The sequence below is a fragment of the Halovenus aranensis genome (genome assembly GCF_900100385.1).
GTDB lineage: Archaea > Halobacteriota > Halobacteria > Halobacteriales > Haloarculaceae > Halovenus > Halovenus aranensis.
This window is the reverse complement of record NZ_FNFC01000016.1, coordinates 18,023-43,489: the sequence shown is the minus strand read 5'-3', so window position 1 is coordinate 43,489 and position 25,467 is coordinate 18,023. Positions and strand designations below refer to the sequence as shown.

Genomic DNA, 25,467 nt, shown 5'->3' with positions numbered 1-25,467 from the left:
CTACTTAAATAGTAGCTTCGGTTCGGAGTCTGTCGGGGTCAGACCTCGGCAGCAACTCGCTCGAAGTCGCTCTCACAGGGCGGCCCGTCTGCGAACTCGTAGCGGCGCTTGTCGTCGGCCAGCCACAGCAGGGAGGCGCTCTTCGTCCCGAACCCGTCGCCGTGGACACAGACGCCGTACTCGTGGTCTCCGAGCACTGCCGCTGCCCGGTCGAGCCAGCCCGCGGGCCGCTCGCCCGGTTCTGGTTTGAGCGCTCCTCGGACGGCGTCGGCGTTTCTGGCCTGTTGTTCGCCGGCCTCCTGTCGGCGCGCCGGGACAGCGTACCCGCCGTCTGCGCCGACGTTGACGACGACATGAACGCCCGGCGAGAGCGCCCTCACCCGCCGCTCGTGCCCTGACTCCACGAGTACTGCGGCGTTCGTGTCTGCCGCGATGAGGTTGAAGCCGTCGTAGGTCTGCTCGACGAGTTCCCGCTCGACGGTCCTGACTGCCTCCTCTGCGGTTTCGGCCCCGAGAGCGTCCCGAACCAACAGGCCACGCGAGCGTTCGCCCTCGATATCGGCGTCGAGCCAGCGGTTCGTGATGCCGACGACGACGCCGTGTTCGTTGTAGCCGAGCCAGGTCCCGTCGGCTCGACTATCTCTCGGCGCGACGACATCTGTCTCCCAGTCACGGCGTGCCGGTGGCTCCGAAGGTCTATCAAGCACCTCGTCGCGATTGGCCGCCACGAGCAGCGGTGCGTCCTCGAAGACCTGCCAGGCGAAGGTTAGCGTACACACAGAAAACAGTACGACACGGGCCGACTAAAGCCGACGGGTCGACCGCCGTTGTGGTCGATGCTCGCTTCGAATCGCCGAAAAAAGACCGTTTCCGGCGATGCGAGTGTTGGTCACTGTTGTCGAATCCACTCTTCTGCTTTCTCGCGGTCGCTGAACACGTCACGCTTGATGGAGTCGTCGGTCATCTCGATGATGTTGTCGACGCTCATCTTCGCGAGGACTGACTCGGGCCTCACGAGCGCCATCGTCTCCAGGCCGGCTTCTTCGGCACGCGGTGCCCAGTCCTGGACCGACCACACCTGGTCGTCTTCGGTGAGGGCACCCTCGAACGAACTCGTGTCCGCGATGACTTTCGTCGTGGACTGGTCCGCGATGGCGTCAATTATCGCGTCCATATACTCCTGAAACGGCTCTCCCTTGACGAACTCGCGCAATTCCCCGACCACTGCCCCGGTTCGTTCGTCGTACTGAACTGTTGCAAAACTGGAGTCGAAGTACTCCATACGACCAACAACGGTGGCAGTCTATATGGTTGTTATTGTATCACAATATTTAGCTCGACAATTAAATTCCCGGCGAGTCGGTACGCTTAGGCGTTTTCGGTCTGAATCCGTCGCCGATGTCACGGGACCTGCCCCTCGAAGACGTTCACCCTTCCCAGCTGTATCTCTCGAGTGAGAAGCTCGCGGACGTGCTGGCGTGGTTCGATTTCGACGACCCCGAGTACGGGCCGCTCCCGGTCTTCGAACACGAAGAGGAGTGGTATCTCTCGGACGGACACACGCGTGCGTTCGCGGCGTACCTCGCCGGCGAAGAGACCCTCTCTGTCGAGCGCGACACGAAGGTCCGCGAGAAGTACGACTTCGAGGTGTATCGTGCCTGTATCTCGTGGTGCGAGGAGGAAGGCGTCGAGACGGTCACCGACCTCCGGGGTCGAATCGTCGAACCCGACACGTTCCAGGAGGTCTGGATCGACCGCTGTCAGCAGGTCGGAACGGAGTGACCCACGACAGCAAGAACGAAGGGAGCCCACCTGCATGCAGATGGCATGGCTCAGCTATCGACGCGACTCACCGAGCGTCTCGACCTCGATGTACCGATTGTCCAGGCACCGATAGGGAGCGCGACCTGTCCCGACCTCGCCTGTGCCGTCGCCGACGCAGGGGGGCTCGGTACGCTCGCTGTCACCTGGCGTGACCCCGAGGCGATACGAGCCGCTGTCTCCGAGATGCTCGACCAGACAGCGGGCACCGTCGCGGTAAATATTGTCCTCGACCCGGAGGCGAAGTCCACGTCGACAGCACGACAGGTCGAGTGCTGTCTCGACGAGGGCGTCGAGGTGTTCTCGTTCTCGTTCGGTGACGCCAGGCCGTACGTCGAGCAGATTCACGACAACGGCGGCACGGTCCTCCAGACTGTCGGCAGTGGTGTCGAGGCGACCGAGGCGGTCGAGGCCGGTGTCGATATCGTCGTCGCGCAGGGGTGGGAGGCCGGGGGACACGTCCAGAGCGAGGTCGCCACGCTCCCGCTTGTTCCTCGTGTCGTCGACGCCGTCCCCGAGACGCCGGTCGTCGCTGCCGGCGGTATCGCCGACGGGCGAGGAGTCGCCGCGGCGCTCGCGCTCGGAGCCGACGGCGCGTGGCTCGGCACGCGTTTTCTGGCGACCGACGAGGCGCGTATCCACCGGCTCTACCGGGAGCGCGTCCTCACGGCAGACGAGACGGCAACGGTCTTTGGGACGCCGTTCGACGAGGGGTGGCCCGATGTTCCACATCGCGTCCTCGAAAACGAGACAGTCGAGCGCTGGACAGACGCCGGCCGTCCGGAATCAGACCGGCCCGGCGCGGGCGAGACCGTCGCACAGACGCCCGACTGCGACCCGGTTCGACGCTACGAGGACTCGCTGGCGGTCCCGGGAATGGACGGCGCTGTCGAGGAACTGCCGCTGTATGCCGGACAGAGCGTTGGACTGACCGAGGATACACAGGCCGCAGGCGACCTCGTCGACGAACTAGCAGCCGGGACGAACGCCGCACTCGGTGACCTGCCCGTTACTCGTCGCCGAGAATGACGCGGTCGGTCATCTTCGCGGGGTCGAGCACCTCGTCGGCCTCGTCTTCGCTCAGGTAGCCTTTCTCGATGGCGACCTCGCGGACGGTCTTGTCTTCTTTGAGTGCAGTCTTTGCGACTTCGCTCGCCTTGTCGTAGCCGATTGCGGGGTTGAGCGCCGTCGCAAGCGCCATGCTCTGTTCGACCTTGTCGGCGCAGTGCTCGCGGTTGGCTTCGAGCTTTGCGACGAACCGCTCGGCGAATACCTCGCTGCTGTTTGCGATAATCTTGGCCGACTGGAGGAAGTTGTAGGCCAGCACCGGCTTGTAGAGGTTGAGGTCTATCTGACCCTCGGCCGCGCCAGCGGCGATGGCCGCGTCGTTGCCGACCACCTGCTTGTGAACCTGATTGACCGACTCGGCGACGACGGGGTTGATTTTGCCGGGCATAATCGAGGAGCCGGGCTGGTTCTCGGGCTGTTCGATTTCACCCAGTCCGTTGCGGGGGCCGGAGGCGAGCAGGCGGAGGTCGTTCGCAATCTTGTTGAGGCTGCCAGCGACCGTCCGCAGGGCACCGTGGGCCTCGCTCATGGCGTCGTGGGCGGCCTGGGCCTCGAAGTGGTTGTCTGCCTCCCGGAAGGAGATATTCGTCTCCTCGGAGATGTACTCGGCGGCGCGCCACGGGAATTCGGGATGTGTGTTGAGGCCGGTGCCGGTCGCGGTGCCGCCCAGTGCCAGCTCGGAGAGATGGTCACGACTATCCTTGACGCGCTGGATTCCCTTCTCTATCTGAGTCCGGTAGCCGCCGAACTCCTGACCGAGGGTGACGGGCGTCGCGTCTTGGAGGTGGGTCCGGCCGGTCTTGACGACGTCCTCGAAGTCGTCTTCCTTGGCCGTGAGTTCCTCTTTGAGTGTCTCCAGTGCGGGCAACACGTCGTTCTCGACGGCCTCCAGTGCGGCGATGTGCATCGCCGTCGGAATCACGTCGTTGCTCGACTGGCCGTAGTTGACGTGGTCGTTGGGGTGGATATCCCGGCTCCCGACCTCACCGCCTGCGAGTTCGGTCGCGCGGTTGGCGATGACCTCGTTTGCGTTCATATTCGAGGAGGTGCCAGAGCCGGTCTGGAAGATGTCGACCGGGAACTGGTCGTCGTGTTCGCCGGCGATGACCTCATCGGCGGCCGCGACGATGTGTCCGGCTGTCTCCTCGTCTACCAGGTCGAGGTCGTCGTTGGCCTGTGCCGCAGCCTTCTTGACGACACCGAGCGCCCGAATGAACCGTCGACCGAAGGTCGCGTCGCTGACCGGGAAGTTCTCGACTGCGCGCTGGGTCTGGGCACCCCAGTACGCGTCGGCAGGAACCTGCATCTCGCCGAGGCTATCCCGTTCCGTGCGAAAGTCGTCGTCAGTCATACGGTCGGGGGTTCGCACCGACCTGCGTAAAGAGTTCTGATACTGTGCTCGGCCCATTATCGCTGTTGAGTCTGTAAGCGGTATGTTTTTACATACCATGGTCTAGCACAGAATATGTCGATTTACCGGGACCTCTCACCGCAGACGGGTGACTGGGTTGGAGAGACAGTATGACCGGTGACCGACTGACGATGGAGTGCTACCGGCGCTCGCGTTCGAGTTCTCTCGTGTCAGTTCGCTCTGTGTCGAGTTGACCGAGGTCGTTTCCCACGTCGAAATTGAGGTCTTCGGTCTCGACGAGATACTCCAGGCGGCGCTCGAACTCGGCCTGGGTAATCTCGCCGCTGGCGTACCGCTCTCGTAGTGTCTCGACGGGGTCTTGTCGTGGTGCTGGCTGTGGTGCCTCCTCGCTTTCTTCGACCAGCGGGAAGTCGTCGCCGAGTAACCCGATAAGTGGCACAATCAGGAAAAAGCCGGTAACAAAAATCGCCGGGACGAGTCCACCGCCGCCGAGTACCGCCGTGAGCGACGTGAGCCCGAAGGTGAGTACTGCGACGATACCCATCAACTGGCCGCGGCCGTATCCCGTATCGGACGCTGACATCTCTACATCTGGATAGCCGCCTTGGATATAAATTTTCGGTGGACTGACCTGTTATCGGCCTGGTCCCTGTCCGGGGTCTGTCGTGACCTGCGCGGTACCGGCGGGTTGGTCCTCGAATGCCGAGCCTGCGTTGACGCTCTCTGTTCGGCCGGCGACTTTCCGGCGGTTCAGTTCGCTGACGCGGTCGGCCATCTCCTCGACGAGCTTGATTGTCGGGCCGTACGCGGCGCTGGCCTCGTCTTTGACGACCGGCGCTTCCGTCCCGTCGGCACCGAAGTCCTCGTGAATCGGGAGCTTACCGAGTAACTCTACGTCGTAGTCCTCGGCGATTGCCTCGGCCCCTTTCGACCCGAACGGGTCGTGGGTGTCATCACAGGTCGGACAGTGGAACGAACTCATGTTCTCGACGACACCCATGATGGGTGCGTCGTGTTTCTCGAACAGGCGCAGTCCCTTCCGGGCGTCGTCGAGTGACATCTGTTGTGGTGTCGTCACGATGGCTGCTCCCGCAATCGGCAGTGACTGGAGCAGGTCGAGCGAGGCGTCACCAGTCCCCGGCGGCAAGTCGACGACGAGATAGTCGAGCGTGCCCCATTCGACGTTTTCGAGGAAGTGGGTCATCACGTTGTTGACCATCGGACCACGCATAACTGCGGGGTCGTCTTGGTTCTTGACGAGAAAGCCCATACTCATGACCTTCACGCCATCTGACTCTGGCGGAATCAGGCGCTCCTCGTCAGGCGTGACCTTCGGCTCCTCGGGGACGGGCAAAATCCGAGGGACATTTGGACCGTGAATGTCGGCGTCGAGCAGTCCGACCCGTGCGCCCAGTTTGTCGAATCCTGCCGCGAGATTTGCGGCCACGGTCGTCTTGCCGACGCCACCCTTTCCGGAGGCAACGGCGACCACGTTGCGGATGTTTGGGAAGACCTCCTCGTCGAACCCCTGGTCTGCGCTCACGTCGGCGTGCAGTTCGGGGTCGAGCCCGAGGTCGCTCACAACCGACCGAATCTCCTTGCCCAGCTCCATCTCAGAGGGCGCAAACGGCGTATTGAACGCGACGGAGACGTCGGCGGTGTCGTCCTCGATGGCGATGCTGTTGACGAGGTCCAGCGAGACGATGTCGTCACCGATTCGCGGATCCTCTACCTCTCGTAGAGCGTCTTCTACGTCTGCAGGTGAGACGTCCATATCATAGATAAGGGCCCAAGAAGTGTGTCCCTTTCGGAATCGCGCGGAAAACGGCACCGACGACCGCTCAGAAGAACAGGAGGCGAATCTGCATCGTCGTCACGAACAGACCGCCCCAGAGCGCGCTAACGAACAGCAAGAACAGCGTCGACCCGAGTGCGAGCGTCTTGAGGTCGCGCGGCTTGCCGATGAACCAGCCCAAGAAGGCTGTATACACCGGCAGACCGATGACGCCGAAGATGACCCAGACGCCAGGCGGAATTGCCCAGGGGTCGAAGTACGCTTTGAGCGGAACGTTCCAGACTGCTGTCATGAGTGCGGTCATGAGATTCATGATGACACCTCCTCATCGTGGTCGTCGTGACCCTCGACTGCGTGGAGTTCGATGACCGGGAACAGCTTCAGGATGACCATGAAGATAATCGCACACAGTGCGACCGTCCCGGCAAGCGAGGAGAGCTCGACCAGGCTCGGTGTGTAGTGGCCGGGTACCTGGTCGTAAAGGCCGAACTGCGGGTAGGCCAGTCCCTCGTAGACGAACAGTATCTTCTCGGAGAGCGTCGCAATCAGCACGCCGAAGGAAGCGATGAGCGACCGCGTCTGTGAGAAGACGCTTGGCTTGACTGCCTGCGCGAAGATGTACGCCAGCACGACCGCCATGATGCCGATTGCCATCTGGTAGACCGGGTTCGCCAGCTTCGCGGTCATCACGACCTCTGGGCGGACGTGGGCAGCGAACAGGCCGTTGATGACCTGCTGGAGCTGGAGCCAGACGAACATCAGGCTGAAGATACCCAGCCAGTTGGTCAGACCGCGGACGACGCGGTCGGTGAAGATGTGGTCCCAGTCGTAGGCGATGCGAGTGGAGTACGCGAGGATGATGACGCCGCTGAGTGCCGAGGTAAGCGCAATCGAGAGGAACTGCGGTCCCTGGATTGCGCCGTCCCAGCCGGGCATCGACGGAATCAGCGAGAACAGCCACGGAATCACACCGCCGTGGAGCAGCAGCGGAGCCATCACGATGATACCGAGTGCCAGCCACCAGACCATCCGTTCGATGACTTCGTCCTCTTTCTCGCTGTACCCGATGAGCACGACGCTGTACAGTGGACTGAGGATGTCTGGAAGCCGGTCACGGAGCTGGTAGGTGTCGTATCGGAGCGTGAGGCCGATGTACGTCGCCGTCATGACGAAGTACAACGTAATCACCGTCACGTCCCATGCAAGCGGTGAGGTCTGGACGGTCCACGGATAGGCGTTGACGACGCTCGTCACGAGCCTGTCGGGACGGCCCATGTGAACGACGATGTACAATCCAGCCATCGCAAGCGCCGACAGCGTAAGCAGTTCGGCCATGCGGGCGACAGGCTGGTATTTCGTCATACCGAACAGCCGGACCGCAGCAGACAGGATAATCCCGCCGTGGGCGATACCGACCCACCAGATGAACGCGCCGATGTACAGCCCCCAGGTGACACCGCCACCGCTCCCCCAGTCGGCGAGGTTGGTGACGATGAGGCCTTCCTGAAGCTGGAAGCCGAAAGCCGCGAGCCAGACCAGCGCAACAGCCGCTGCGGCACCGAAGCCGATGTACCACCACTTCGAGGTGTTCAGAATCGGCCGGATGATGTCCGCCGGCTCCGGCTCTTTTTGCTCTTTTGTTGCCATTATGCTTCACCCTCTCCTTCTTCGAGACCGCCGTTCGCGCGTGCACCGTAGTCGAGGTGCTCTTTCCGCTCGGCGACGACTTTGACGCCCCAGTCGTTGCTCAGACTCTCGTAGGGAACGGGGCGCTCTTCTGGCGTCTCCGTGGCGTTTGCCCCTGGCTGGTTACCGATGTACGTGACGTTTGGCTCGGTGTTGAGGTCTTCGAGCAGCTTGAACGTCGGCAGCTGTGAGACCGGATGCGGGGCCGGCGGCTGCTCGTAGTCCTCGGCGTCCTCGAACTTCTCGGATTTCTCCTTGGGACTCTCTTCGACCTCCTGGCGCCGTTCGAGGTACGTGTTCGGACGGCTCTCGGGGTCGTCGAGGTCGCCGAAGTGAATCGCGCTCATGCCCGCCTCGTCGCAGGCGTCCTGACACGCGACAGTTCCTTTGGGGTTGTCCGTGTGCCCATCCTGTCGGGACGGACACATCGTACACTTGCCCATGACTCCTTTCGGGGGCCGGCTGTCGGTCCAGCGCCCGCGCTCGTCGTACACGTGGTCGTTGGCCTCGGAAAGCTTCTTGTGACGCTCCTCCTCGTCGAGGGAGCGGACCTCTTCCGGGCGCATCTCGAGGTTCTCGAGGTCGGACATCGGCACGTCGGGTTCGCCCCACTGGAAGTAGTTGACACCGTAGGGGCAGGCGACCTGACAGTACCGACAGCCGATACAGATTTCGTAGTCCGTCAGCACCAGACCGTCTTTCGACCGAACGTGGCGTGCACGGACCGGACAGACCTTTGCACACGGTGCGTTCGAACAGTGCTGACACGGACGCACGAGGAAGTTCTGCTGGTCGGTGTCCTCGTCGTCGTACGTGAAGACGTACATCCAGTTCGCACCGGTCGAGGTCCCGTTCTCGTTGATACAGCCGGTCACACACGAGAGACAGCCGTCACACCGTTCGAGGTCGATAACCATCCCCCAGCGGTGTTCCCGCTCGTCCTTGTCAGCCGGCCGGATGCCGCTGACGTTTTCAGGAATCTGCTCGTCGTCTTGGTCGTACGTTGCATACGCACCGTATCCGAGGAACGCCGCGCCAGCGCCCATCTTCTTCATCATCTCGCGCCGCGAGGTGTCCTCGTTCTCGAAGTCCACGTCCGTGAGGGATTCGAGCATCGATTCGTCCTCCGCGGCGTCGAGGTCGACATCGTCGATGTCGTCGAAGACGGGCCGTTCATCGACTTCGAACTCGTCTTCGATGTCCTCGTGATACTCTGCGTAGAACTCTTCCTCTGATAGTTCACCCGCAACGAGACGCTGGGCGTCTCGGGCCATCTCCATCCCGAGGTCGGCGTCGAACTCGGTGTCTTCGAGTTCGTCGCGCATCTGGTCTTCCCACTCTGCGCCGAGTGGATGGAACGAATCCTCGGTCTCGTAGGGGTGTTTTGATTCGTCGTTTGTATCGTCCGCGCTCATTTCTTGTTTCCTCCGCGTTTGTTTCCGGGTTTCCTGCACCGCTTCGGACTCCAACTATTAAGCTCTTCAAATCCCGGCCCGGCGTTCATTCCACTATCACCGCGCCGAGCTGACCAACTGCCTGGTGTGGGGTACACACGTAGAGCACGACGCCGGACTCGTCGAAGGTCTCGGTATGACTGAAGCCTTCGCTTTCGATGCCCGAGTCGAAGTCAGCACCACTCGTCGCTTTGACAGAGTGGCCGTTGCTGACCCAGTTCCACGTGACCTCCGTTCCGGTGCTGACCCGGACCGCTGCCGGATTGAACGCGTAGTCTGGCTCGTTGGTCCCGTTCTCGATAGTGACCGAGTCCTGACCGGTCATGTCCTCGACGGTACCGTCGTAGCCGTTGGCATCTGAAAGGTGGTCAGCGACCTCGCTCGGCACGTCGCCGCCGTCGCTGCCGTCGCTCCCATCACTGCCGTCGCTCCCATCACTGCCGTCTTCACCGTCACTGCCGTCGTCGCCGTCGCCGCCACCCATACAGCCGGCAGTCGCCAACATCAGTGTCGCTCCACCAGCTTTCAGTACCTTCCGCCGGTCGATATCAAACTCAGTCATTGTTTCCAATCTGGGGTTACGACTACGCCCGATTGAAAGCTTCGGTTTTGGGGTTCCAGACCCCTGAGAAACGAACAAACATATAAATACACTCTCGACATAGCTCCACGGCTTGCCGACATATCGGGGGGATAATCGCCACGCGGTCAGATAACTCGCCGTCGCAAGACGAGGGCTCCGTACACCGCCAGCCCGCCCAGGAAGAAGGCGAGTGCGACGGTCGGGTCGATACCCATGATATCAGAGCTACTGGCGCTGTCGACGGCCAGATAGACCGTATCGTTCTGTGTGGTCGTGACCTCTGCGAGGTCTGTGGCGTTATCGACGACGATTTCGACTGACTGGTTGTCGATGTCTGCTGGCGTCTCGGGAACGCCACCGTCGGTTGCCTGTGGTATGGATTGTTCGGGCGTCTGTGTCGCGTGTGGCGCTGGCGTACCCTCCGGGGTCAGTGTACCTTCGGGTTGGGGTGTTTCGGTCGCTGCGGGCGTATCCGTCCCCGAAACGTCTTGTGTTCCGATGCCGCCGCTATCGCCGTCTCCACCGTCTGTGCCTGCGGCTACGTCTTCGCCCTCCTCTGTGGTCGTCCGGACAGCGCCGCCCGACCCATCCGCGTCTGCGCCCGCCCACTCGCCGCGAATCTGTTCTTCAGACCCGCCGCGATTGGCGAGCCAGCCAGCGAGGATACTCGGCGGGACCAACAGCGCGAACACCCCTGCGAACCGGTTGAGCAACCGCCTGAAAGCGCCCTGTTTATCCCGGCCGGCGAACAACACGAGTGACTCGTCTTCCGGGGCGTACACTTTCATCTCCGAGCCACGCTCAGAGTACCAGGTGTCGACCACCTCGACGAGGTCGACGTCTTCCAGCTTTTCGAGGTGGTACTGGACGTTCTGTACCGACGTATCGGTCACGTCCGCCAGGTCGGACGCAGTCTGTGGCTGGTTGTGCAACTCCAGGAATATCTCCCGAGTCGTCGACGACGCCAGCGCCTCGAACACCTCGTCGGCGGTGTCCTCGTCGAGGTCGACCAGCCGTGGCTCCGGGTCGCGGTCGAGCGACACCTTCTCGCGTATCGGAAAGATACTGCTCATCTCTCGTTATCTTTGCTTCTACCCCGGACAATAAATAGTGCAGCCAAGGCACAAATACGCATTTTAGTCAAACGCCGCGTCCTGGCCCGGCCGATTCTCGAGGAGAATGACTGTTTAACCCAGTCGCAGTCTGGCTGTTTGTCCCGTCTCACGGCTTAGCGCACACTCTGTGCTGCTTGGCTGTGGGGGGAAACGTGTTAGTGCCTTCACGTCGATGTGTCACCAATGACTGACCTCGAAGACTTCACAGAGTTCGACGGCGACGGAGCGACCGAGGAGGGGACGACCGAGACGAGCGCCGGTGACGACCAGCCGACCGAGACAGACGACTTCGAGTCCTACGACGTGACGCCTTCGGGTCGCGACAGCGGGCTGGGCGTGCTCTCGGCCGGCGGAGGGTTGCAGATTGCAGAGGACGGCGACGAGACGAACCTGCGGGCGTACATCACCGCAGAGAACCGCGGGGTCGTCAGGCTGGGGGCGTATCTCATTGCCCCATACCCAGACGGCGAACGCCTGTTCTGTCGCGTCACCAAACTAGAGTACGAACAGACCTTTCGAGCCGACGATGCGACCGAAATACACGCCCGTCGGGCGATGCGTTCGGACGCTATCGACGAGGAGGATTTCAAGCTGATGGCGACTCTGGAGCCGGTGGCGATTCTCTCAGAGGACGACGGGACGCTCACGCGTCGAATGACAGACCGGGTCCCCAAGCCAGAAACAGTCGTCCAGCAGGCACGGGAGAAACACGCTCTCAAGACCGGCCTGAACATCCCCGCAGACGGCGTCTTCCTGGGCCACCTCTCGGTGGGGGGCCAGAAAGTCCAGACGGCAGCCGAGCCGCCGACCATCGACTACCGGCTGAAAGACGCTTACGACGACGGGGACCCGCTCGTCTTCCGGCACTCGCTTATCGCCGGCGGTACCGGGTCGGGCAAGACACATGCCGCGAAGAACATCCTCCGGCAGCTTCTCGACGACGACCGGTCGTACCCAATCGAGACGAGTAGCGGCCGCGAGGTCCGGCCGGCGGTCGTCCAGTTCGACCCACAGGACGAGTACGCACAGATGCACGACGACGGTGAATACGACGGCGCGTTCGCCAGCACGCTCGAGGGCGAGGGCATCGCCCACGGCGGTCACGACGACACGGTCGCGTTCGTGCCGAAGGTAGGTGCGTCGAGCTACGCCGCGAGCCACCACCGAGCCGAGCAAGTCGAGTTCACAATTCCGTTCAGTATGGTCCACGATAATCCGTGGCTCGTCGCCGGAAGCGGACTCAACGACAACCAATACAGCGCGCTCGTGAACGTCCTGCTCAACCGGTTCCGAGACCAGTACGGCCGAGACGGGACCTACGAGCAGTTCTGTTCGTTCATGGACGACCCGGCGCTCCGCGAGGAACTCGACGAAACTGGCCGGGTTCACGAAGCGACGTTCGATGCGATTAGCCGGCGTGTGCGTGGCTTCGGCCCAGTCTTCGACCAAGACGCCCATTCGATAACCGACCGGGTCCACGAATTCGTCCGGCCGGGACGGCTCACGGTGGTCCCGACCTATCACATCGCGGAGAGTCGCCACGCCGAGACAGTCGTGCTCGCACTCGCTTCGCTGCTCGTCGACCAGAAACTCTCGAACGACCCAACCTACGACCGCATCAAGGAGACACCCCTGATTGTTGGGATGGACGAGGCTCACAATTTCCTGACCGACGCGGATACGGTCCAGGCTAGGAAGGTCATCGGCAAGTTCACCGACGCGGCGAAACAGGGCCGCAAGGAGCGTCTCGGGCTGTTTCTCATCACACAGGACCCCCAGGACATCGCCGACCCGGTGTTCAAACAAATAAACACGACGATTGTCCTCAATCTGGGCGACGAGGACGCTATCTCTGCGGTCAATATCCCCTCGAACCTCGAATCGAAGGTGCCCTACATGGAAAAAGGACAGATGGTTGTCTACTCGCCGGACAACTCCGAACCGGTCGAACTCGTCGGGCTCCCGCACTGCGTGACCCGGCACGGCCGGGAGTAACCGGCGAGTAACGACGCCCTGTGACTCGTAAAATTGTACATTAATTGTTAAAAAATACTATAACGGTCCCGGAAAAACCAAGTCAGTGAGACAGCCTGTCTCGGACGGACTACCCGAACTCACACATGAGCGCAATAGATACCATCATGCCAGGCTTCGTTCAGAAGAGTGTCTTAGTCAAACTGACTCTTGCTGTTATCATCATAATGTTACTCACAGGGGGTGTCGGCTTTTATTTCTACCAGGGGCTCGACCAGGAACTCAACGACCAGGTCGACCGACAGGTAGAGGCGTCGACAGTCCTCCAAGAGAACGCGTACGACAACTGGTTCGCTGACCGGCTCGACGAGGTGGGGGGCATCGAGAGCACGATAACTGAAGAGGGGATTCAGTTCCAGGATGGGGGCCAAATATCGGAGTTCCTCTACAACCAACGGTTCGAAACGAGCGACCAAATATCCAATCTGCACTACGTGAGTGCCGAGTCCGGTGAGGTGCTGGCGAGTTCGGACAACGGCTTCGTCGGGACGAACTTCTACGAAGGGGACGGCCCGAACTTCGACCAGGAGACACTCGAACAAGACGAGTTCGTCCTCCCAGGGCAGTACGGGGACGGAATGATGGCTGTGGGGGTGTATCTTAGATTCCCGCAAAACGACAACGCGGTGTTGCTCGGCGAGATAAACACCTCGCGGGAGGCCATCGGCCCACAAATCGAACAGACTACCGAGGGCGCAGCGACTGGTGTCGTCTCCGCAAGTGACGACCTCGTTATCGGTAACGACCCGGAGATTACTCGGCCAAACGGTGACGTGAACCTGACGACCACCGAGACAGGCGAGAACATCTACGCGTATCGGCAGGTACAATCACAGGAGGGCCTCTATGTCGTCACCGAGACGCCCAAGAGTGCGGCCTTCGAGGTGCGGGATATCGTCGCCCAGAACTTCGGGCTGACGCTTGGGTTTGCGTTCCTGTTCTTGCTCGTTGGTATCGGTGCCGGTGGCTGGGTCGCAATTCGGGACCTGAACAGTCTCGCATCGCGGGCCGAGGAGATGGGCGAGGGAGACCTCGATGTCGACCTCGAAACGAACAGGAAAGACGAAATCGGCATCCTCTACGACGAGTTCGACGACATGCGCAGCGACCTCAAAGAGCGCATCACTGAAGCCGAGGACGCCAGAGACGAGGCTGAGAGCGCCCGCAAGGAGGCCGAGGTAGCACGCGCCGAGGCGGAAGAGATGGCGACGTACCTCCAAGAGAAAGCCGAGACGTACTCGAAAATTATGCAGGAGGTCGGCATGGGAGATATGACCCAGCGCATGGAGCCAGACGGCGAAGAGGAGTCCATGGACCAGATTGCCGAGCAGTTCAACGAGATGATCGAGGAACTGGAGAAGACGACCGGCCAGCTCAAAAGCTACGTCGACGAAGTCGAGGAAGCCGGGGCAGAGGTCGAACAGAGCGCAGAGACGGTCCGGGACGCGAGTGAGCAGGTTGCCGACTCGATTCAGAAAATCTCCGACGACGCCTACAACCAGAAAGAACGGCTCAAGGAAATCTCCGAGACGATGGACGAAGTGACCGACGAGCTCGAAGCCGCAGCCGCCGAGGAGGGCGTCGATATCGAGGATTCGCTGGCAAACATCAGAGAGGTCGCCACGAACGTCAACAACATCGCGGAACTGAGCGAGGAAACAATGGCAGAGGCCGAACACGTCGCCGGGGCCGCCGAGGAACAGGCGGCCGAACTCAACGAGGTCTCAGAGCGGGCCAACGACCTCCAGCGGTACGCACAGCCGCTTCGTGATATTCTCGGCCGGTTCGAGACCGAGGCGGAACACGAGTTCGTCTTCTCGGTCGGGCCGACCGGCGGCGCACAGAGTCCCGGGCGACACACCGGCGACGACGAATAATTACGCCAAGTCGCCGTCGCGGATTCGCTGTTCTGCGTCTGCAAGTGCCTCTGATGGGTCAAACCGCTCGACGTGTTCTCGCAGTATCTCCGCATCGGCGTCGGCCATCTCGCGTGCGTGTCGAGTAATATTCGGGACAGCCCTGATGATGTTGTCGACGAGTGGAACGGCCGCAGCTTCTGCAGAACGGGACCGCGGATTAAGATCGATGACAATTTCAGATTTTCCCATCTCTGCCAGCGCTGTGGCTCTGTCACCGTCCTCCAGTGGGACCAACACCACGTCGGCGGCGTGGATACCGTCGGCGTCGACTTTGGCGCGCTCGTGGTCGAGTCCGGGGATGCGCGCGTCGGCAGTGAGTCCTTTCACCTCGTCTGCGCCGTGGTCCCGGAGGTGGGCCGCGATGGCCTCCATGCGCTGTTTTGTCCGGTTGAACAGATTCACCTCGATATCTGCGTCGACCACTGTTGCCAACTCGACCATCTCTCCGGGTACGAGTGCGGCGACGTTGCCGTTGACCGACAGCACCGGCCGCTCGGCCAAAAGCAGGCGCGCTGCCGCCACACGCTCGGCCCGGTCTGCACTCGGTATCGTTTCCTCGCCGAGCAGGTAATCGAAGGCCTCGCCCCGGCCCTGTGCGATGAGTCCCTGCCTGCTCGTGATGCCTTTCTCGACTCCCTCCTCGATGCGGTGGCGGGTCAGCAGCGACTCGTAGCGTGGATGACTCTCGGGTACGTCGACATCGGTCATACCCGTGTACTCGCTTGCCAGCGAGGAAAGCCCGTCGTTTGGTGTCGCCGTGGTACCACGACTCTCGGAAGTGGTATACGTCCCCCGGGTGTACGTTTGTTTGTAATGACGCAAGGTACGGTTGATTTCTTCAACGACACAGGCGGTTACGGATTCATTTCGACTGAGGACGCGGACGACGACGTTTTCTTCCACATGGAAGACGTAGGCGGCCCGGACCTCGAAGAAGGACAGGACATCGAGTTCGATATCGAACAGGCCCCCAAAGGCCCACGCGCGAAAAACGTCGTTCGCCCGTAGGAACTGACACGCGTCACGACGAGTGACGCCAGACGCTATATTTCGACACTATTTCCCTCACCAGAGCGGTCGCTGTTGTGGCATGACTACAGCGACCACAGTGCGAAACGAGTACAGCTCACATGCTCGGGTCCGGTTCGAGTGTCGCTCCCGCAGGGTGTATCTGGCAGACTCCCGGGTCGTAGCCAGCATCGGTCAGTCCAGTGCCGAGAGCGACGACTGTCTCGCCGAGCATCGCCATGGTGGCGCTTCCCCCGGCCTCGCTCACGTCGAGGACGACATCGCGGACGCGGGCGGTAAGGAGGTCAGACTCACGGGCGAACGTTCGGGAGGCACGCATAAACCGGTCAAGCGTAGGCTCTTGGACCACCTCAGAGAGTGCTTTCTTGCCGGCCATCGTCAGCGCTGTCGTCTCTCCGTCGAGTACGTCGTCGGTTGCCAGTTCGTCGATGACGTGGTACTCGATACGGCGGCGGGCGGGAATCCGGTCGAGTACGTTGTCCTGTGGACCGCCGGGTTCGAGGCGTATCGTGACGCCGCCGTGGGCCTGTGCCACCACGTCACCTAACCCCGTCCCTGCTTGTACCTCCGCCCCGTGAGCGATTGTAACGAGTTCGTTCCGGGAGAGCCGCCGGTCGAACGCTGCGTTCGTGGCCAGAGCGGTTCCAAATGCCATCGCTCCCGAGACGCCGAACCCAGACCCGAGCGGTAGGTCTGTTGTGGCGCTGACCGCGGCGGGGGCTTCGAGTGTATCGAGAACGCGCTCGACTGCGCCCATCGCTATCGGCTCGCCGTTGAGCTCTATCGAGACGGCATCCGCGGGGCGAACCGTCACAACGACGCCGTCAGAGAGGGCGATACCACAGCCCCGAGAGCCGGCTTTCGTCGGATCGGGGTCGGGGTCACTCGTAAAAAAGCCCGTCACGTGCCCCGGTACGAACGCCTGTGCTACATCTGTCATGGCTGGTACTCAGACGGGCACTCCCTTTAGTGGTCACGGCTCGCTACCTTGTCTGTCCCTCGCTGTTTCAAGGGTGTATCACACGTGAAACAGCTACACCGTGGCGGCGACGTTATGTGGCGGAATTGTCGACTGTGGGCCGCTCAGAACAGTCCGATATCGAGCGCGTACTCCCAGGAGAGAGTCCCGACGGAGGCAACAGCGATTGCCCCGCCGGCCATCACGATATTTTTCAGAAACGCTGTCATCTCGTCTTGCTGGTCCTCTTCGGGTACCGCCCAGAAGTTATGCATCGTCACCGCGGCGACGAGCAGAAAACCAGCCAGCCCCAGTCCACCGACGACAGGGGCTACTCCCGTGATGAGAGACAGTCCGCCGGCAATCAAAAGCGCACCCGACGCAATTACCGACAGCGTCGGTGCTGGAAGTCCCTTGAACTCTGCATAGCCCGCCATCTCCTCGCGCTGCATGAAGTGGTTTAGCCCCATGAACGCGAGTGTGGCCCCAAAGACGACGCGTCCGACTAGCAGCCCGATTGCGGCTGTCCCAGTCACGGACATCAGGCCGACACCCCCGCTCTGATGCTCCCGGTTCGTCCGCTTCTCTGCCTACCGTCGACGACAGCTTGTAGTTTCATTACGTTACTTGGTTCGTACCGGAATGTATATTTACTTTAGGCGACATAATAGTAAGTAGGTAACACAGATGTCATCGACAGTCGACGACACGGAGACGGTCGAATCGAAAAACGAGGGTGCGTGTTCGGTCGTTCGAGCCGTCGAGCGCATCGGGTCGGAGTGGCGACTCATCGTGCTGTACGACTTGGCCGACGGTGAAAAGCGGTTTAACGAACTCAAGCGCTCGACTGGAGCCAGTTCACGGACGCTCTCGCGGGTGCTCGACGACCTTGGTGAGGCCGAACTCGTCGCCCGGCGTGTCGAGGACAAACCAATTGCCACCTATTACAGTCTCACAGAGAAAGGGCAGGCCCTCTGTCCCGTCTTCAGCGAGCTGGAATCCTGGTCTGAAGAGTGGTTGCCTCCCGGCGACGAATCCGCCTGAATCTCCTGCTCTTATATTAAACCGCGTGTTGCGGAACCCGATAGCATCACGCAGTAACCGACTTACACTTTCACCTTGGTGTTAACTGGGGTTTATGTATGAGGCCGCACAACCGCCGAGTATGGCATCACAAGACCTCGAAGAGCTGCCGGGCGTCGGTCCGGCGACAGCAGAGAAGCTTCACGACAACGGATTCGACGACTTTCAGGGGATTGCGGTCGCCAGCCCCGGTGAGCTGTCGAACACCGCAGACATCGGCGAGTCGAGCGCCGCCGATATCATCCAGGCCGCGCGTGAAGCCGCCGACATCGGTGGGTTCGAGAGCGGGGCAACAGTACTAGAGCGACGCGAGAAAATCGGCAAACTCACCTGGGGGGTCGAAGAAGTCGACGAACTGCTCGGCGGGGGCGTCGAAACCCAGTCTATCACTGAAGTATACGGCGAATTCGGGGCCGGTAAGTCTCAGGTGACACACCAGCTCGCAGTCAACGTCCAGTTGCCTGCCGAACACGGTGGGCTCGAAGGGAGCGCCATCTTCGTCGACTCCGAAGACACGTTCCGTCCCGAACGTATCGACGACATGGTCCGCGGGCTCGACGACGAGGCTATCGAGGACACGATGGTCCTCCACGGCGTCGCCGACGAGGACGCGGCAGACGCGACTGACGAGGCGTTACTCGATGACCTACTGGAGGCGGTTCTCGACAAGATTCACGTCGCCAAGGCGTTCAACTCGAACCATCAGATTCTGCTTGCGGAGAAGGCCCAGGAGATTGCAAGCGAGAGCCAGGACGACGAGTTCCCGGTACGTCTGCTCTGTGTCGACTCACTGACGGCCCACTTCCGTGCAGAGTACGTCGGTCGTGGCGAACTCGCCGAGCGCCAGCAGAAGCTCAACAAACATCTCCACGATCTCATGCGTGTCGGTGACCTCAACAACACCGCAGTCATCGTCACCAACCAGGTAGCGGCCAACCCCGACTCCTTCTTCGGGGACCCGACTCAGCCCATCGGTGGCAACATCCTCGGTCACACCTCGACGTTCCGCATCTATCTGCGCAAATCCAAAGGCGACAAACGCATCGTCCGTCTCGTCGACGCACCGAACCTCGCCGACGGTGAATCGGTCATGCGTGTGACCGGCGACGGACTCGACCCAGAGTAATCGACTCTTTTATACACCTCGGCATCTGTGTCTGACGAACCGGAGTGAACGTACTTGTCACGCCAGAAAACGCACAGCAGGCAGGCGGGTTCCACCTAAATCTGGTCGGTTACATACTCCGTATGAGTGAGCTACGATTCCTCTCACATTTCTCCATTCATCGCCGCGAACAGCCGTTCGCGGAGTTCCTCACGAGAGATGCCTTCACTCGGGCCGAGTCCTTCCATGTGTTCGAGCGAACATTGGCCACCGCCCATCCGAGCGTGGCCGCCGCCACCTGACATCGGAATGTCCTCGAGGACGGACTCGAGCACTTTTCCCATGTGAACGCGGTCATCGTTCGACCGACCGGCAAACCGGAGTGTCTCGTCTTTGTCGCCGAGGACGACGACGGCGTTGATGCCTTCGAGCCGACGGAGTTCGTCGGCGGCCTGTGGTATCGAATCGCTGTTCGAGACAGAGCCCACGTCGCTGACCGCAAACGCCGACCGGACTTCGCGTCCGGTGATTGCACGCGCTTTCACGTCGAGCGATTCGGGGTCCATCTCCGGGTTGGCGATGCGGTCGAGTTTCTCCTCGTCGATACCAGGATATAGAAACGACGCCGCGCTGAAATCTGCTCCGGCACAGCCTTTGGTGAGTTGGCTCGTGTCGGCCTGTATCCCGTAGAGTAGTCCCGTTGCCGTCGTGGGCGAGAGTCTACCCGCAAGCGGGTCGTCTTCGCCGCTGTCGTCGAGTTCCTCTGGGGATATTGGCTCCTGGCCGAGTTCTTCGAAGTACTCCGTAAAGATACTGGCACACGAACCGTACTCCGTCCGTACGTCGGTGTGTCGTCCGCCTGTTCCGCCGCCGGGATGGTGGTCAACGACGGCGACCGGGTCGATGTCGTCGGCACCGTGAAAATCGCGGGCCTCGTTGTGGTCGACGAGAACGACTGTCGACTCCTCGATTTCACTCGCGTTCTCTATCTGCTCGAAGTCCGTCTCGAGGACAGTCTCGAACGCGCGGTTCTCGTGGTGTCGAATCTGTCCGGGATAGTACAGCGTCACCGCTGTCTCTCTGTCGGTCGCAATCTCTTCGGCCGCCAGCGCACAGGCCATCGCATCCGGATCAGGGTCAGGATGCATCAGGACGGCGACGGCGTCGTACGAGCCGAGCACGCGCGCAAATCGCTCCCCGAGTGTTCGGGTCACCGACCGGTACAGGAGGCCGATTCCGGCGACGACGGCGACACTGAAGACGAGGAGGGCGACCGCAAGCAGCGGCTCGTCGGCGAGCGTCGACGCCAGCGCGTCGAGTTCATCGCTCACCGTGTCGACTATGCTCATACCCCAACGGGTCCGCGCGGATACAAATGTGTACTGCTTTGCCACAGGACTGCCGATTTCTCCCGATAGGTCCGGCTGCAGTGGCGCTATTTGTCCTGCGTGTCGGTGCCGGTGTACTCTTCGATTGCTGTCCGGTACCCCTCCCTGAATGTCGGATACCGCAGGTCGTACCCGAGCGACCGGAGCTTTCGGTTCCGACAGCGTTTGTCGGCGCTGAGCCGCTGTCTGGCACCTGCAGAGAGCGAGTCGTCCGCGAGACGCTCGGCTTTCGTCTGTTTGGGTGGTGTTGGTTCGTTACACTCAGTGGCAAGCCAGTCAGCGAGCTCCCACTTCGAGACTGGTTCGTCGTCGACGACGAGTAACAGGTCGTCTCGGGCGGCGTCTTCGTCGAGCAAAAACGCAATCGCCCCGGCAGCGTCGTCGCGGTGGGTCAGGTTCAACACTCCTTCCGTAACCGGTCCGTCGAGATAGCGCTCGAGACGGTGCCGGTCTGGACCATACAGCCCCGCGAACCGCACGACTGTGGCATCGATGTCGCTTTCCTGTGGGAGTCGTTCAGCGTCGGCGAGTGCCTGCTGTCGCTCCGTCGCAGGGTCGAGTGGCGTCTCCTCGTCGACCCAATCGCCGCCGTGGTCGCCGTAGACGCCGGTACTCGACGTGTAGATGTAGCGTTCTGGCGGGTCATCACGGGAACACAACTGGTCGAGCACCGTCTCTTGTCCCTCGACGTACAGCTCACGGGCAGTCGTCTCGCTGCCTCGCCCGACGCTCGCTGCGAAGACGACCGCGTCGACGTCTGGGAGCGCCGAGAGCGTACTGTCGGTAGTTACGTCGCCCTGTATCGCCTCGATTCCGGCAGCTTCCATCGCATCGACCCCGCTGTCCGAGCGTCGCACGCCGACGACGCGGTCGGCCGTTCCATCCCTCAACAGTGTTTCTCCGAGCGCGATGCCGACGTAGCCACAACCGAGTATGGCGACGGTTGTCATTGCTTGTTTCGCTCGATATAGTTGTGGACGAGCGCGTACTCGTCGAGGGTCATCGGGAACCGACCCTCTGTCTTTTGTTGAATTTCCTTTGGCTCCATCTCGTCGTCGAGGCCCGACGCGATTGCTTCCACGTCGAGGACGGCAATCGACATCCCCATGAGAAGGATATCCCGGGCCTCTGCCACAATGCTCTCGGCGTCTGGCAGCTCGTCGTCGAGTGCGAGAATCTCGGCCGCCGTCGTGAGTGTTAGCTCGGGTGACTCGCCTTCGACGAGACCCGAGAGTACTGCCTCGTCGACATCGACTGCTTCGGCAACGATTGTTTTCCCGACTGTATCTATCGCCGTGGCGAGTCGGTCGTCGTAGGCGGCACGAAGTTCCTCGGGTGACAACTCGCCAGCGTCCTCGAACCTCCCTCTGAGCATACCTGTCCTTAGACGGCGAGATATAAGCCCCTACTCCTTTCGAGTCTCACAGCATCGCCCGGACGATTAGATACGACCCGAGGTACGTTGCCGTTGCTGTGACCAGTGCACGACCGACCCGGTGGCCGACTAGCTCGGTGTCGACGCCACGAACCAGGCCGACAGAGAGCGTGGTCAGAATCGCCGCCAGTACGAGCACGTACACTCCGACGGGGCCACCGAGCCACTGCAGAGTCTGCTCGCCTCCCGCAAGTTCCGTGCCGCCGCTGATGCCGCCGGCGAGTGCGACGGTCGCTCCCGCGACGAGTGGGCCGAATACCATCGCCGTGTTGGTCAGAGTCCGACAAACCGGGGTGAGTTGCTGTCTCGCCTCCTGTTCGATTCGCTGCAGGTCGTCGACGTGCTCTGCCAGTGCGAGCAGCGCCGACCCTGCGGGCGGTCCCTCGTCTGCGGCCACCGAGAGGAGGGCGAGACTCCCCCGCACCCGCGGGCTCGGCACGCTGTCGAGGACACCGTGGCGGCCGAGAAAGGCCTCGTGAACCCCGACGTGGAGCTGTCGCTGTTGTCGCGCCCCGTCGGCGAGCAGGTCGCCGGTCGGCCCTCCGAGGTCGTCGCTGACTTGGTCGATTGCGGCTTCGACTGCCTGTCCGTTGGCGACCCGTCTTCCAACTAGCTCCAGCGCATCTGAGAGTCCGTCCTCGACTGCTCGGACACGCTTGTAGACGGCGACGACCGGTCGGGTGGCGACGACGAGCCCAGTACCGGACCCGAGGCCAACCGCCGCCACCGGCGGCCCCCAGACTGGCAAGAGCCGGGTACAGACGACCCAGGCTCCCAGCGCCATCCCGACGCCGGCCACTACCCCGTGGAGTCGCCTGTCGGCCACGTCGGGGTGCGCGCGTGTCACCGCTGGGGGCGGGAACGCGACCGGGCGGCGAGTAAGAAGCCAGACAGCGGCAGTCGCAAGTGCCCCCGGTAACGCGATATCGTACAGCACAACCACGACCAGCGGTGTGACAACGACGCCCGCTGTACCAGCGGCTGGAAGCAGTGCCACCAGCGCCGTCGGCAACAAAACCCCGAACGCGTACAGTGCCGTCACAGGACCACGTATACTGGCGGCGAACGACTGGAGTGTCTCGCGTGTTCCATCGAGGACGACTGCCAGTGCGCGGTCCAGCAGTTGGTGACGGTCCGTTTCTGGTGTCCGGCCTGCGACCATGATGAGCGAACACGCCCGTCGGAGCGACGGAAACAGGTCACTCCAGGCGTCTCCAAATGCCGCTAGCCCGGATTTGCCGGTGTGTCGCCCTCGTCTGACCTGTGCTCCGAGCGCGTCTGCGAGGACGCCGTCGCTGGTCTGTGCGGCGAAGGCCCCAGCCCGTTCGGGTGCCGGTGTGAGCCGCATACGCAGGACAGCGCGCGCGACGAGGTCGGGTGCAGCACCGAGTGCGCTGGTTCGCCGAGCGGTCGCAGCCACCTTCGGTGTGGCGTGTACGAGGTGGACCACCGCGAGAGCGAGGATGCTCCCGAGTACGAAGGTGGTAGCCCGCAACCGTCCGGGGACCAGTATCACTGCGACACTGGTCCCGCAGACAGCGACCAGTCCTGCCCCGTAGCCCGCCTGGACAACGGTGCTGGCATCGTACTCGCCGTCGAGAAAGGCAAGCGCATCGCGTAGCTGCTCACTCGCCTCGACAGGCCAGGGATACAGCCGTGCAACCCCTGCCACGACCCACAACAGTGCTCCGCTCATCGCTGGCGCTCAGTGTGTGACTCGGTCAAGGCGTCCCCCGACGTTGCGCCCCGCCGCGCGAGTGCGTCGAGGAGGCGCTCTCGGCTGGCGAGTAACTCTCGGACAGCAGCGTACGATTCGTCTGGCTTTGTGAGGTTCTCGACGGCGTGGCTGTTTCCGCGGTCGAGACAGCCAGTCGGCCGTAAGCCGTCTTCTGTCTGTTCATAGAGCGTCCTGAAAGTCCCTGCGTTGCCCGGTACGACCTCTTCGATGGCACGAACCCGTCGCTCACCGCTTGCGGTCCGCTCCAGGCTAACGACGAGGTCGGTAACGCCGAACGAACTCGACGACACGCCGAGGTCGGTCACGACTCGCTCGTAGACTGCCTCTGCGCCGTCTCCGTGTATCGTCCCGAGCACTGCCTCGCTATTTGCACCCACGCGCATCGCCTCGTACAGCACCTCTGCTTCCTCTCCTCTGACTTCGCCGATAGCAAGGGCTCCATCACCGAGCCTGAGTGCGGTTCTGAGTGCATCGGTCGGGGTAAGTCCCCTGTCGGTGCTGGCTAGCAGCGGCTGTACGTCTCTGTTTGCGTTCTGGAGCGCTGAGACCGGTAACTCCGGCGTATCCTCGATTACGACCGTTCTGACCGCCGGCGGCAACTCCCAGAGAAGCGCTCCAAGTGTGGTTGTCTTCCCGGCACCCCGCGGACCAGCGACGAGCACCGCGCTCCCGCGCTCGACAGCGACAGAGAGTAGGGCGGCCGCCGCTGCGGTAACGGTACCGTTGCGTACGAGTCCGGGCAGTGTCCAGACCTCACGTCCTTGAGCGCGGAACGCGAACGCGGTCCCCTCGCTCGGTGGGTCGGTGACTCCGGCGACTCGGAGCCGTCGGTCAGCAACCTCGGCTGTCGCGTCCAGTGTCGGGTCTGCCCGTGAGAACGAGCGACCGCTCTCGCGGCGAAATCGCGAAGCGAGAGCGTCCACTCCCGCTGCTGTCAGCCACAGGTTCGTGACGAACGTCTCCCCATCGACAGTCACACGGAGGCGATTCTCTGGTGCTGGTGCGGTAACGAACGCGTCTGTGACGGCTGGGTCGGCGAAGATATCTTCGAGCAGGCCGAACCCTCTGGCGTGTTTCTGGAGTACCTGTCTCACCTGTTCGGTCCACTCGGTTGCCTCGCCTTCGGCAACCGCTCGGACTGCCCTGGCGGGCGCTCGCTCGCCGCCGTCGAGCTTGCCACCGGCCAGGCGCTGGTATGCCTCCGCGAGGGTCGCAAGCGCTTCAGGCGGGAGCTGTTGTTCGAGCGGGACGAGATGATAATGAGGTGGCCCTCTCGGCCGGTCGTAGTGTCTGACCGTCGCACCGGTATCGAGGTCGGTGACCTCACTGAGCCTGGAGTCCGGCGGTGTCGGCTCGACTCGCCAGTGACTGAGCGTCGGCCCGACGGCCGGCCCAAGGGCCTCTGCGTAGCCGTCGACGGCTGACGCGAGTACTGCCAGCCCAGTCTCGGCGGCGATGTCGGACACTGCTCCGGCCCGGCCGGTCGCTTCTCGGCAGGCACCCAGTGGGTCCTGGCGCGCCTGTGCCGCGAGGCGCTCGTCGTGGAACGCGACCGCTTCGACGAACCGCCCGGCGGCGACCAACAGCCCGGCGGCTTCGTCTTCGTACGCTCGCTCGACGCCGTTTGTCTCTGTCAACACGGCATCAGCGTCGCGCTCGGTCAGTGCATCGATTGCCGTCGCCCGACACGCCGGCGCGGCTTCGAGGACGCCGTCGTGGGGACAGTCCGCTGCGTCGAGAACGAGTGTCTCTCCGTCGAACGTAGAGCGACAGCCACAGCCGCCGTCCTCCTCTCTGTTGAGGAGTGTTTGGACCCGCTCGATGACTCCGGTGGCGCTGTCGGACATGGGGTATCTGGTCTCGGAATTGCATATAAACGTCCGG

The 25,467-nt window shown here is 62.1% G+C and carries 25 protein-coding genes; 7 read left to right on the top strand and 18 right to left on the bottom strand.

The features are described 5' to 3' along the window. Positions 1 to 38: 38 nt before the first annotated feature. Positions 39 to 779 (bottom strand): NRDE family protein, encoded by a 741-nt coding sequence (locus tag BLR34_RS14525; RefSeq protein WP_092704318.1) that lies wholly within the window; start codon positions 777 to 779, stop codon positions 39 to 41. A gap of 110 nt (positions 780 to 889) precedes the next feature. Beyond that, entirely contained in the window at positions 890 to 1,282 is a 393-nt protein-coding gene (locus BLR34_RS14520) for a hypothetical protein (RefSeq protein WP_092704316.1), read from the bottom strand. 116 nt (positions 1,283 to 1,398) lie between these two features. Between BLR34_RS14520 and BLR34_RS14515 the strand changes: the two genes are divergently transcribed. Both BLR34_RS14515 and BLR34_RS14510 read left to right on the top strand, forming a co-directional pair. Then, the gene (locus tag BLR34_RS14515; RefSeq protein WP_092704314.1) at positions 1,399 to 1,782 is read left to right on the top strand and encodes a histone acetyltransferase; all 384 of its coding nucleotides are present in this window, start codon (positions 1,399 to 1,401) and stop codon (positions 1,780 to 1,782) included. Positions 1,783 to 1,827: 45 nt separating this feature from the next. Further along, entirely contained in the window at positions 1,828 to 2,850 is a 1,023-nt protein-coding gene (locus BLR34_RS14510) for an NAD(P)H-dependent flavin oxidoreductase (RefSeq protein ID WP_092704312.1), read from the top strand. On the opposite strand, the gene BLR34_RS14505 is transcribed toward BLR34_RS14510, so the two are convergent. The 8 genes from BLR34_RS14505 to BLR34_RS14470 all read right to left on the bottom strand — a co-directional run bounded on the left by BLR34_RS14505 (position 2,831) and on the right by BLR34_RS14470 (position 10,852). Continuing rightward, a complete protein-coding gene (locus BLR34_RS14505; RefSeq protein WP_092704310.1) occupies positions 2,831 to 4,240 on the bottom strand; it encodes a class II fumarate hydratase in 1,410 nt (469 codons plus the stop codon). The genes BLR34_RS14510 and BLR34_RS14505 overlap by 20 nt on opposite strands. Before the next feature lie 199 nt (positions 4,241 to 4,439). Then, the gene (locus BLR34_RS14500) at positions 4,440 to 4,844 is read right to left on the bottom strand and encodes an SHOCT domain-containing protein (RefSeq protein ID WP_176765344.1); all 405 of its coding nucleotides are present in this window, start codon (positions 4,842 to 4,844) and stop codon (positions 4,440 to 4,442) included. A 51-nt stretch (positions 4,845 to 4,895) separates the two neighbouring features. Next, entirely contained in the window at positions 4,896 to 6,035 is a 1,140-nt protein-coding gene (locus BLR34_RS14495; RefSeq protein ID WP_092704308.1) for an Mrp/NBP35 family ATP-binding protein, read from the bottom strand. 67 nt (positions 6,036 to 6,102) lie between these two features. After that, positions 6,103 to 6,369, bottom strand: coding sequence for a hypothetical protein (locus BLR34_RS14490; RefSeq protein ID WP_092704306.1), 267 nt, complete (start codon positions 6,367 to 6,369; stop codon positions 6,103 to 6,105). After that, the gene (gene nrfD, locus BLR34_RS14485; protein ID WP_092704304.1) at positions 6,366 to 7,703 is read right to left on the bottom strand and encodes an NrfD/PsrC family molybdoenzyme membrane anchor subunit; all 1,338 of its coding nucleotides are present in this window, start codon (positions 7,701 to 7,703) and stop codon (positions 6,366 to 6,368) included. The genes BLR34_RS14490 and nrfD overlap by 4 nt, the downstream gene beginning before the upstream one ends. Continuing rightward, positions 7,703 to 9,157, bottom strand: a complete 1,455-nt coding sequence (locus tag BLR34_RS14480; RefSeq protein ID WP_092704364.1) for a 4Fe-4S ferredoxin N-terminal domain-containing protein — start codon at positions 9,155 to 9,157, stop codon at positions 7,703 to 7,705. The genes nrfD and BLR34_RS14480 overlap by 1 nt, the downstream gene beginning before the upstream one ends. 85 nt (positions 9,158 to 9,242) lie before the next feature. Beyond that, on the bottom strand, positions 9,243 to 9,758 hold the full coding sequence (locus tag BLR34_RS14475) for a halocyanin domain-containing protein (RefSeq protein ID WP_092704302.1): 516 nt from the start codon (positions 9,756 to 9,758) through the stop codon (positions 9,243 to 9,245). 146 nt (positions 9,759 to 9,904) lie between these two features. Next, complete coding sequence (locus tag BLR34_RS14470) at positions 9,905 to 10,852, bottom strand: ArsR/SmtB family transcription factor (protein WP_092704300.1); 948 nt, start codon at positions 10,850 to 10,852, stop codon at positions 9,905 to 9,907. Between the two features lie 225 nt (positions 10,853 to 11,077). Between BLR34_RS14470 and BLR34_RS14465 the strand changes: the two genes are divergently transcribed. Together BLR34_RS14465 and BLR34_RS14460 are read left to right on the top strand one after the other, a co-directional pair. Further along, positions 11,078 to 12,889 (top strand): ATP-binding protein, encoded by a 1,812-nt coding sequence (locus tag BLR34_RS14465; RefSeq protein WP_092704298.1) that lies wholly within the window; start codon positions 11,078 to 11,080, stop codon positions 12,887 to 12,889. A 206-nt stretch (positions 12,890 to 13,095) separates the two neighbouring features. After that, positions 13,096 to 14,805 carry a HAMP domain-containing protein gene (locus BLR34_RS14460; protein WP_245683234.1) on the top strand — a complete coding sequence of 570 codons (1,710 nt, stop codon included), beginning with the start codon at positions 13,096 to 13,098 and terminating at the stop codon, positions 14,803 to 14,805. Here the strand turns inward: BLR34_RS14460 and BLR34_RS14455 are convergent, their stop codons facing one another. Beyond that, complete coding sequence (locus tag BLR34_RS14455; protein ID WP_092704295.1) at positions 14,806 to 15,555, bottom strand: 4-phosphopantoate--beta-alanine ligase; 750 nt, start codon at positions 15,553 to 15,555, stop codon at positions 14,806 to 14,808. A gap of 105 nt (positions 15,556 to 15,660) precedes the next feature. Between BLR34_RS14455 and BLR34_RS14450 the strand changes: the two genes are divergently transcribed. Continuing rightward, positions 15,661 to 15,855 (top strand): cold-shock protein, encoded by a 195-nt coding sequence (locus BLR34_RS14450; protein WP_092704293.1) that lies wholly within the window; start codon positions 15,661 to 15,663, stop codon positions 15,853 to 15,855. A 118-nt stretch (positions 15,856 to 15,973) separates the two neighbouring features. Here BLR34_RS14450 and BLR34_RS14445 read toward each other — a convergent pair whose 3' ends face one another. Both BLR34_RS14445 and BLR34_RS14440 read right to left on the bottom strand, forming a co-directional pair. Continuing rightward, on the bottom strand, positions 15,974 to 16,816 hold the full coding sequence (locus BLR34_RS14445) for a pantoate kinase (RefSeq protein ID WP_092704291.1): 843 nt from the start codon (positions 16,814 to 16,816) through the stop codon (positions 15,974 to 15,976). A gap of 143 nt (positions 16,817 to 16,959) precedes the next feature. Then, positions 16,960 to 17,376, bottom strand: a complete 417-nt coding sequence (locus BLR34_RS14440; protein ID WP_092704289.1) for a DoxX family protein — start codon at positions 17,374 to 17,376, stop codon at positions 16,960 to 16,962. A 145-nt stretch (positions 17,377 to 17,521) separates the two neighbouring features. Between BLR34_RS14440 and BLR34_RS14435 the strand changes: the two genes are divergently transcribed. Next, positions 17,522 to 17,878 (top strand): winged helix-turn-helix transcriptional regulator, encoded by a 357-nt coding sequence (locus BLR34_RS14435; RefSeq protein WP_092704287.1) that lies wholly within the window; start codon positions 17,522 to 17,524, stop codon positions 17,876 to 17,878. Positions 17,879 to 17,999: 121 nt separating this feature from the next. Then, positions 18,000 to 19,043 (top strand): DNA repair and recombination protein RadA, encoded by a 1,044-nt coding sequence (gene radA, locus BLR34_RS14430; RefSeq protein WP_092704285.1) that lies wholly within the window; start codon positions 18,000 to 18,002, stop codon positions 19,041 to 19,043. Between the two features lie 143 nt (positions 19,044 to 19,186). On the opposite strand, the gene BLR34_RS14425 is transcribed toward radA, so the two are convergent. The 5 genes from BLR34_RS14425 to BLR34_RS14405 all read right to left on the bottom strand — a co-directional run bounded on the left by BLR34_RS14425 (position 19,187) and on the right by BLR34_RS14405 (position 25,430). Continuing rightward, positions 19,187 to 20,371, bottom strand: coding sequence for a DHH family phosphoesterase (locus BLR34_RS14425; RefSeq protein WP_092704283.1), 1,185 nt, complete (start codon positions 20,369 to 20,371; stop codon positions 19,187 to 19,189). 86 nt (positions 20,372 to 20,457) lie between these two features. Further along, positions 20,458 to 21,360, bottom strand: coding sequence for an SDR family oxidoreductase (locus BLR34_RS14420; RefSeq protein ID WP_092704281.1), 903 nt, complete (start codon positions 21,358 to 21,360; stop codon positions 20,458 to 20,460). After that, positions 21,357 to 21,785, bottom strand: a complete 429-nt coding sequence (locus BLR34_RS14415; RefSeq protein WP_092704279.1) for a DUF5791 family protein — start codon at positions 21,783 to 21,785, stop codon at positions 21,357 to 21,359. Before BLR34_RS14415 ends, BLR34_RS14420 begins: the two co-directional genes overlap by 4 nt. Before the next feature lie 46 nt (positions 21,786 to 21,831). Beyond that, positions 21,832 to 23,541 carry a type II secretion system F family protein gene (locus tag BLR34_RS14410; RefSeq protein ID WP_092704277.1) on the bottom strand — a complete coding sequence of 570 codons (1,710 nt, stop codon included), beginning with the start codon at positions 23,539 to 23,541 and terminating at the stop codon, positions 21,832 to 21,834. Then, on the bottom strand, positions 23,538 to 25,430 hold the full coding sequence (locus BLR34_RS14405) for an ATPase, T2SS/T4P/T4SS family (protein WP_092704275.1): 1,893 nt from the start codon (positions 25,428 to 25,430) through the stop codon (positions 23,538 to 23,540). Before BLR34_RS14405 ends, BLR34_RS14410 begins: the two co-directional genes overlap by 4 nt. Between the last annotated feature and the right edge of the window lie 37 nt (positions 25,431 to 25,467).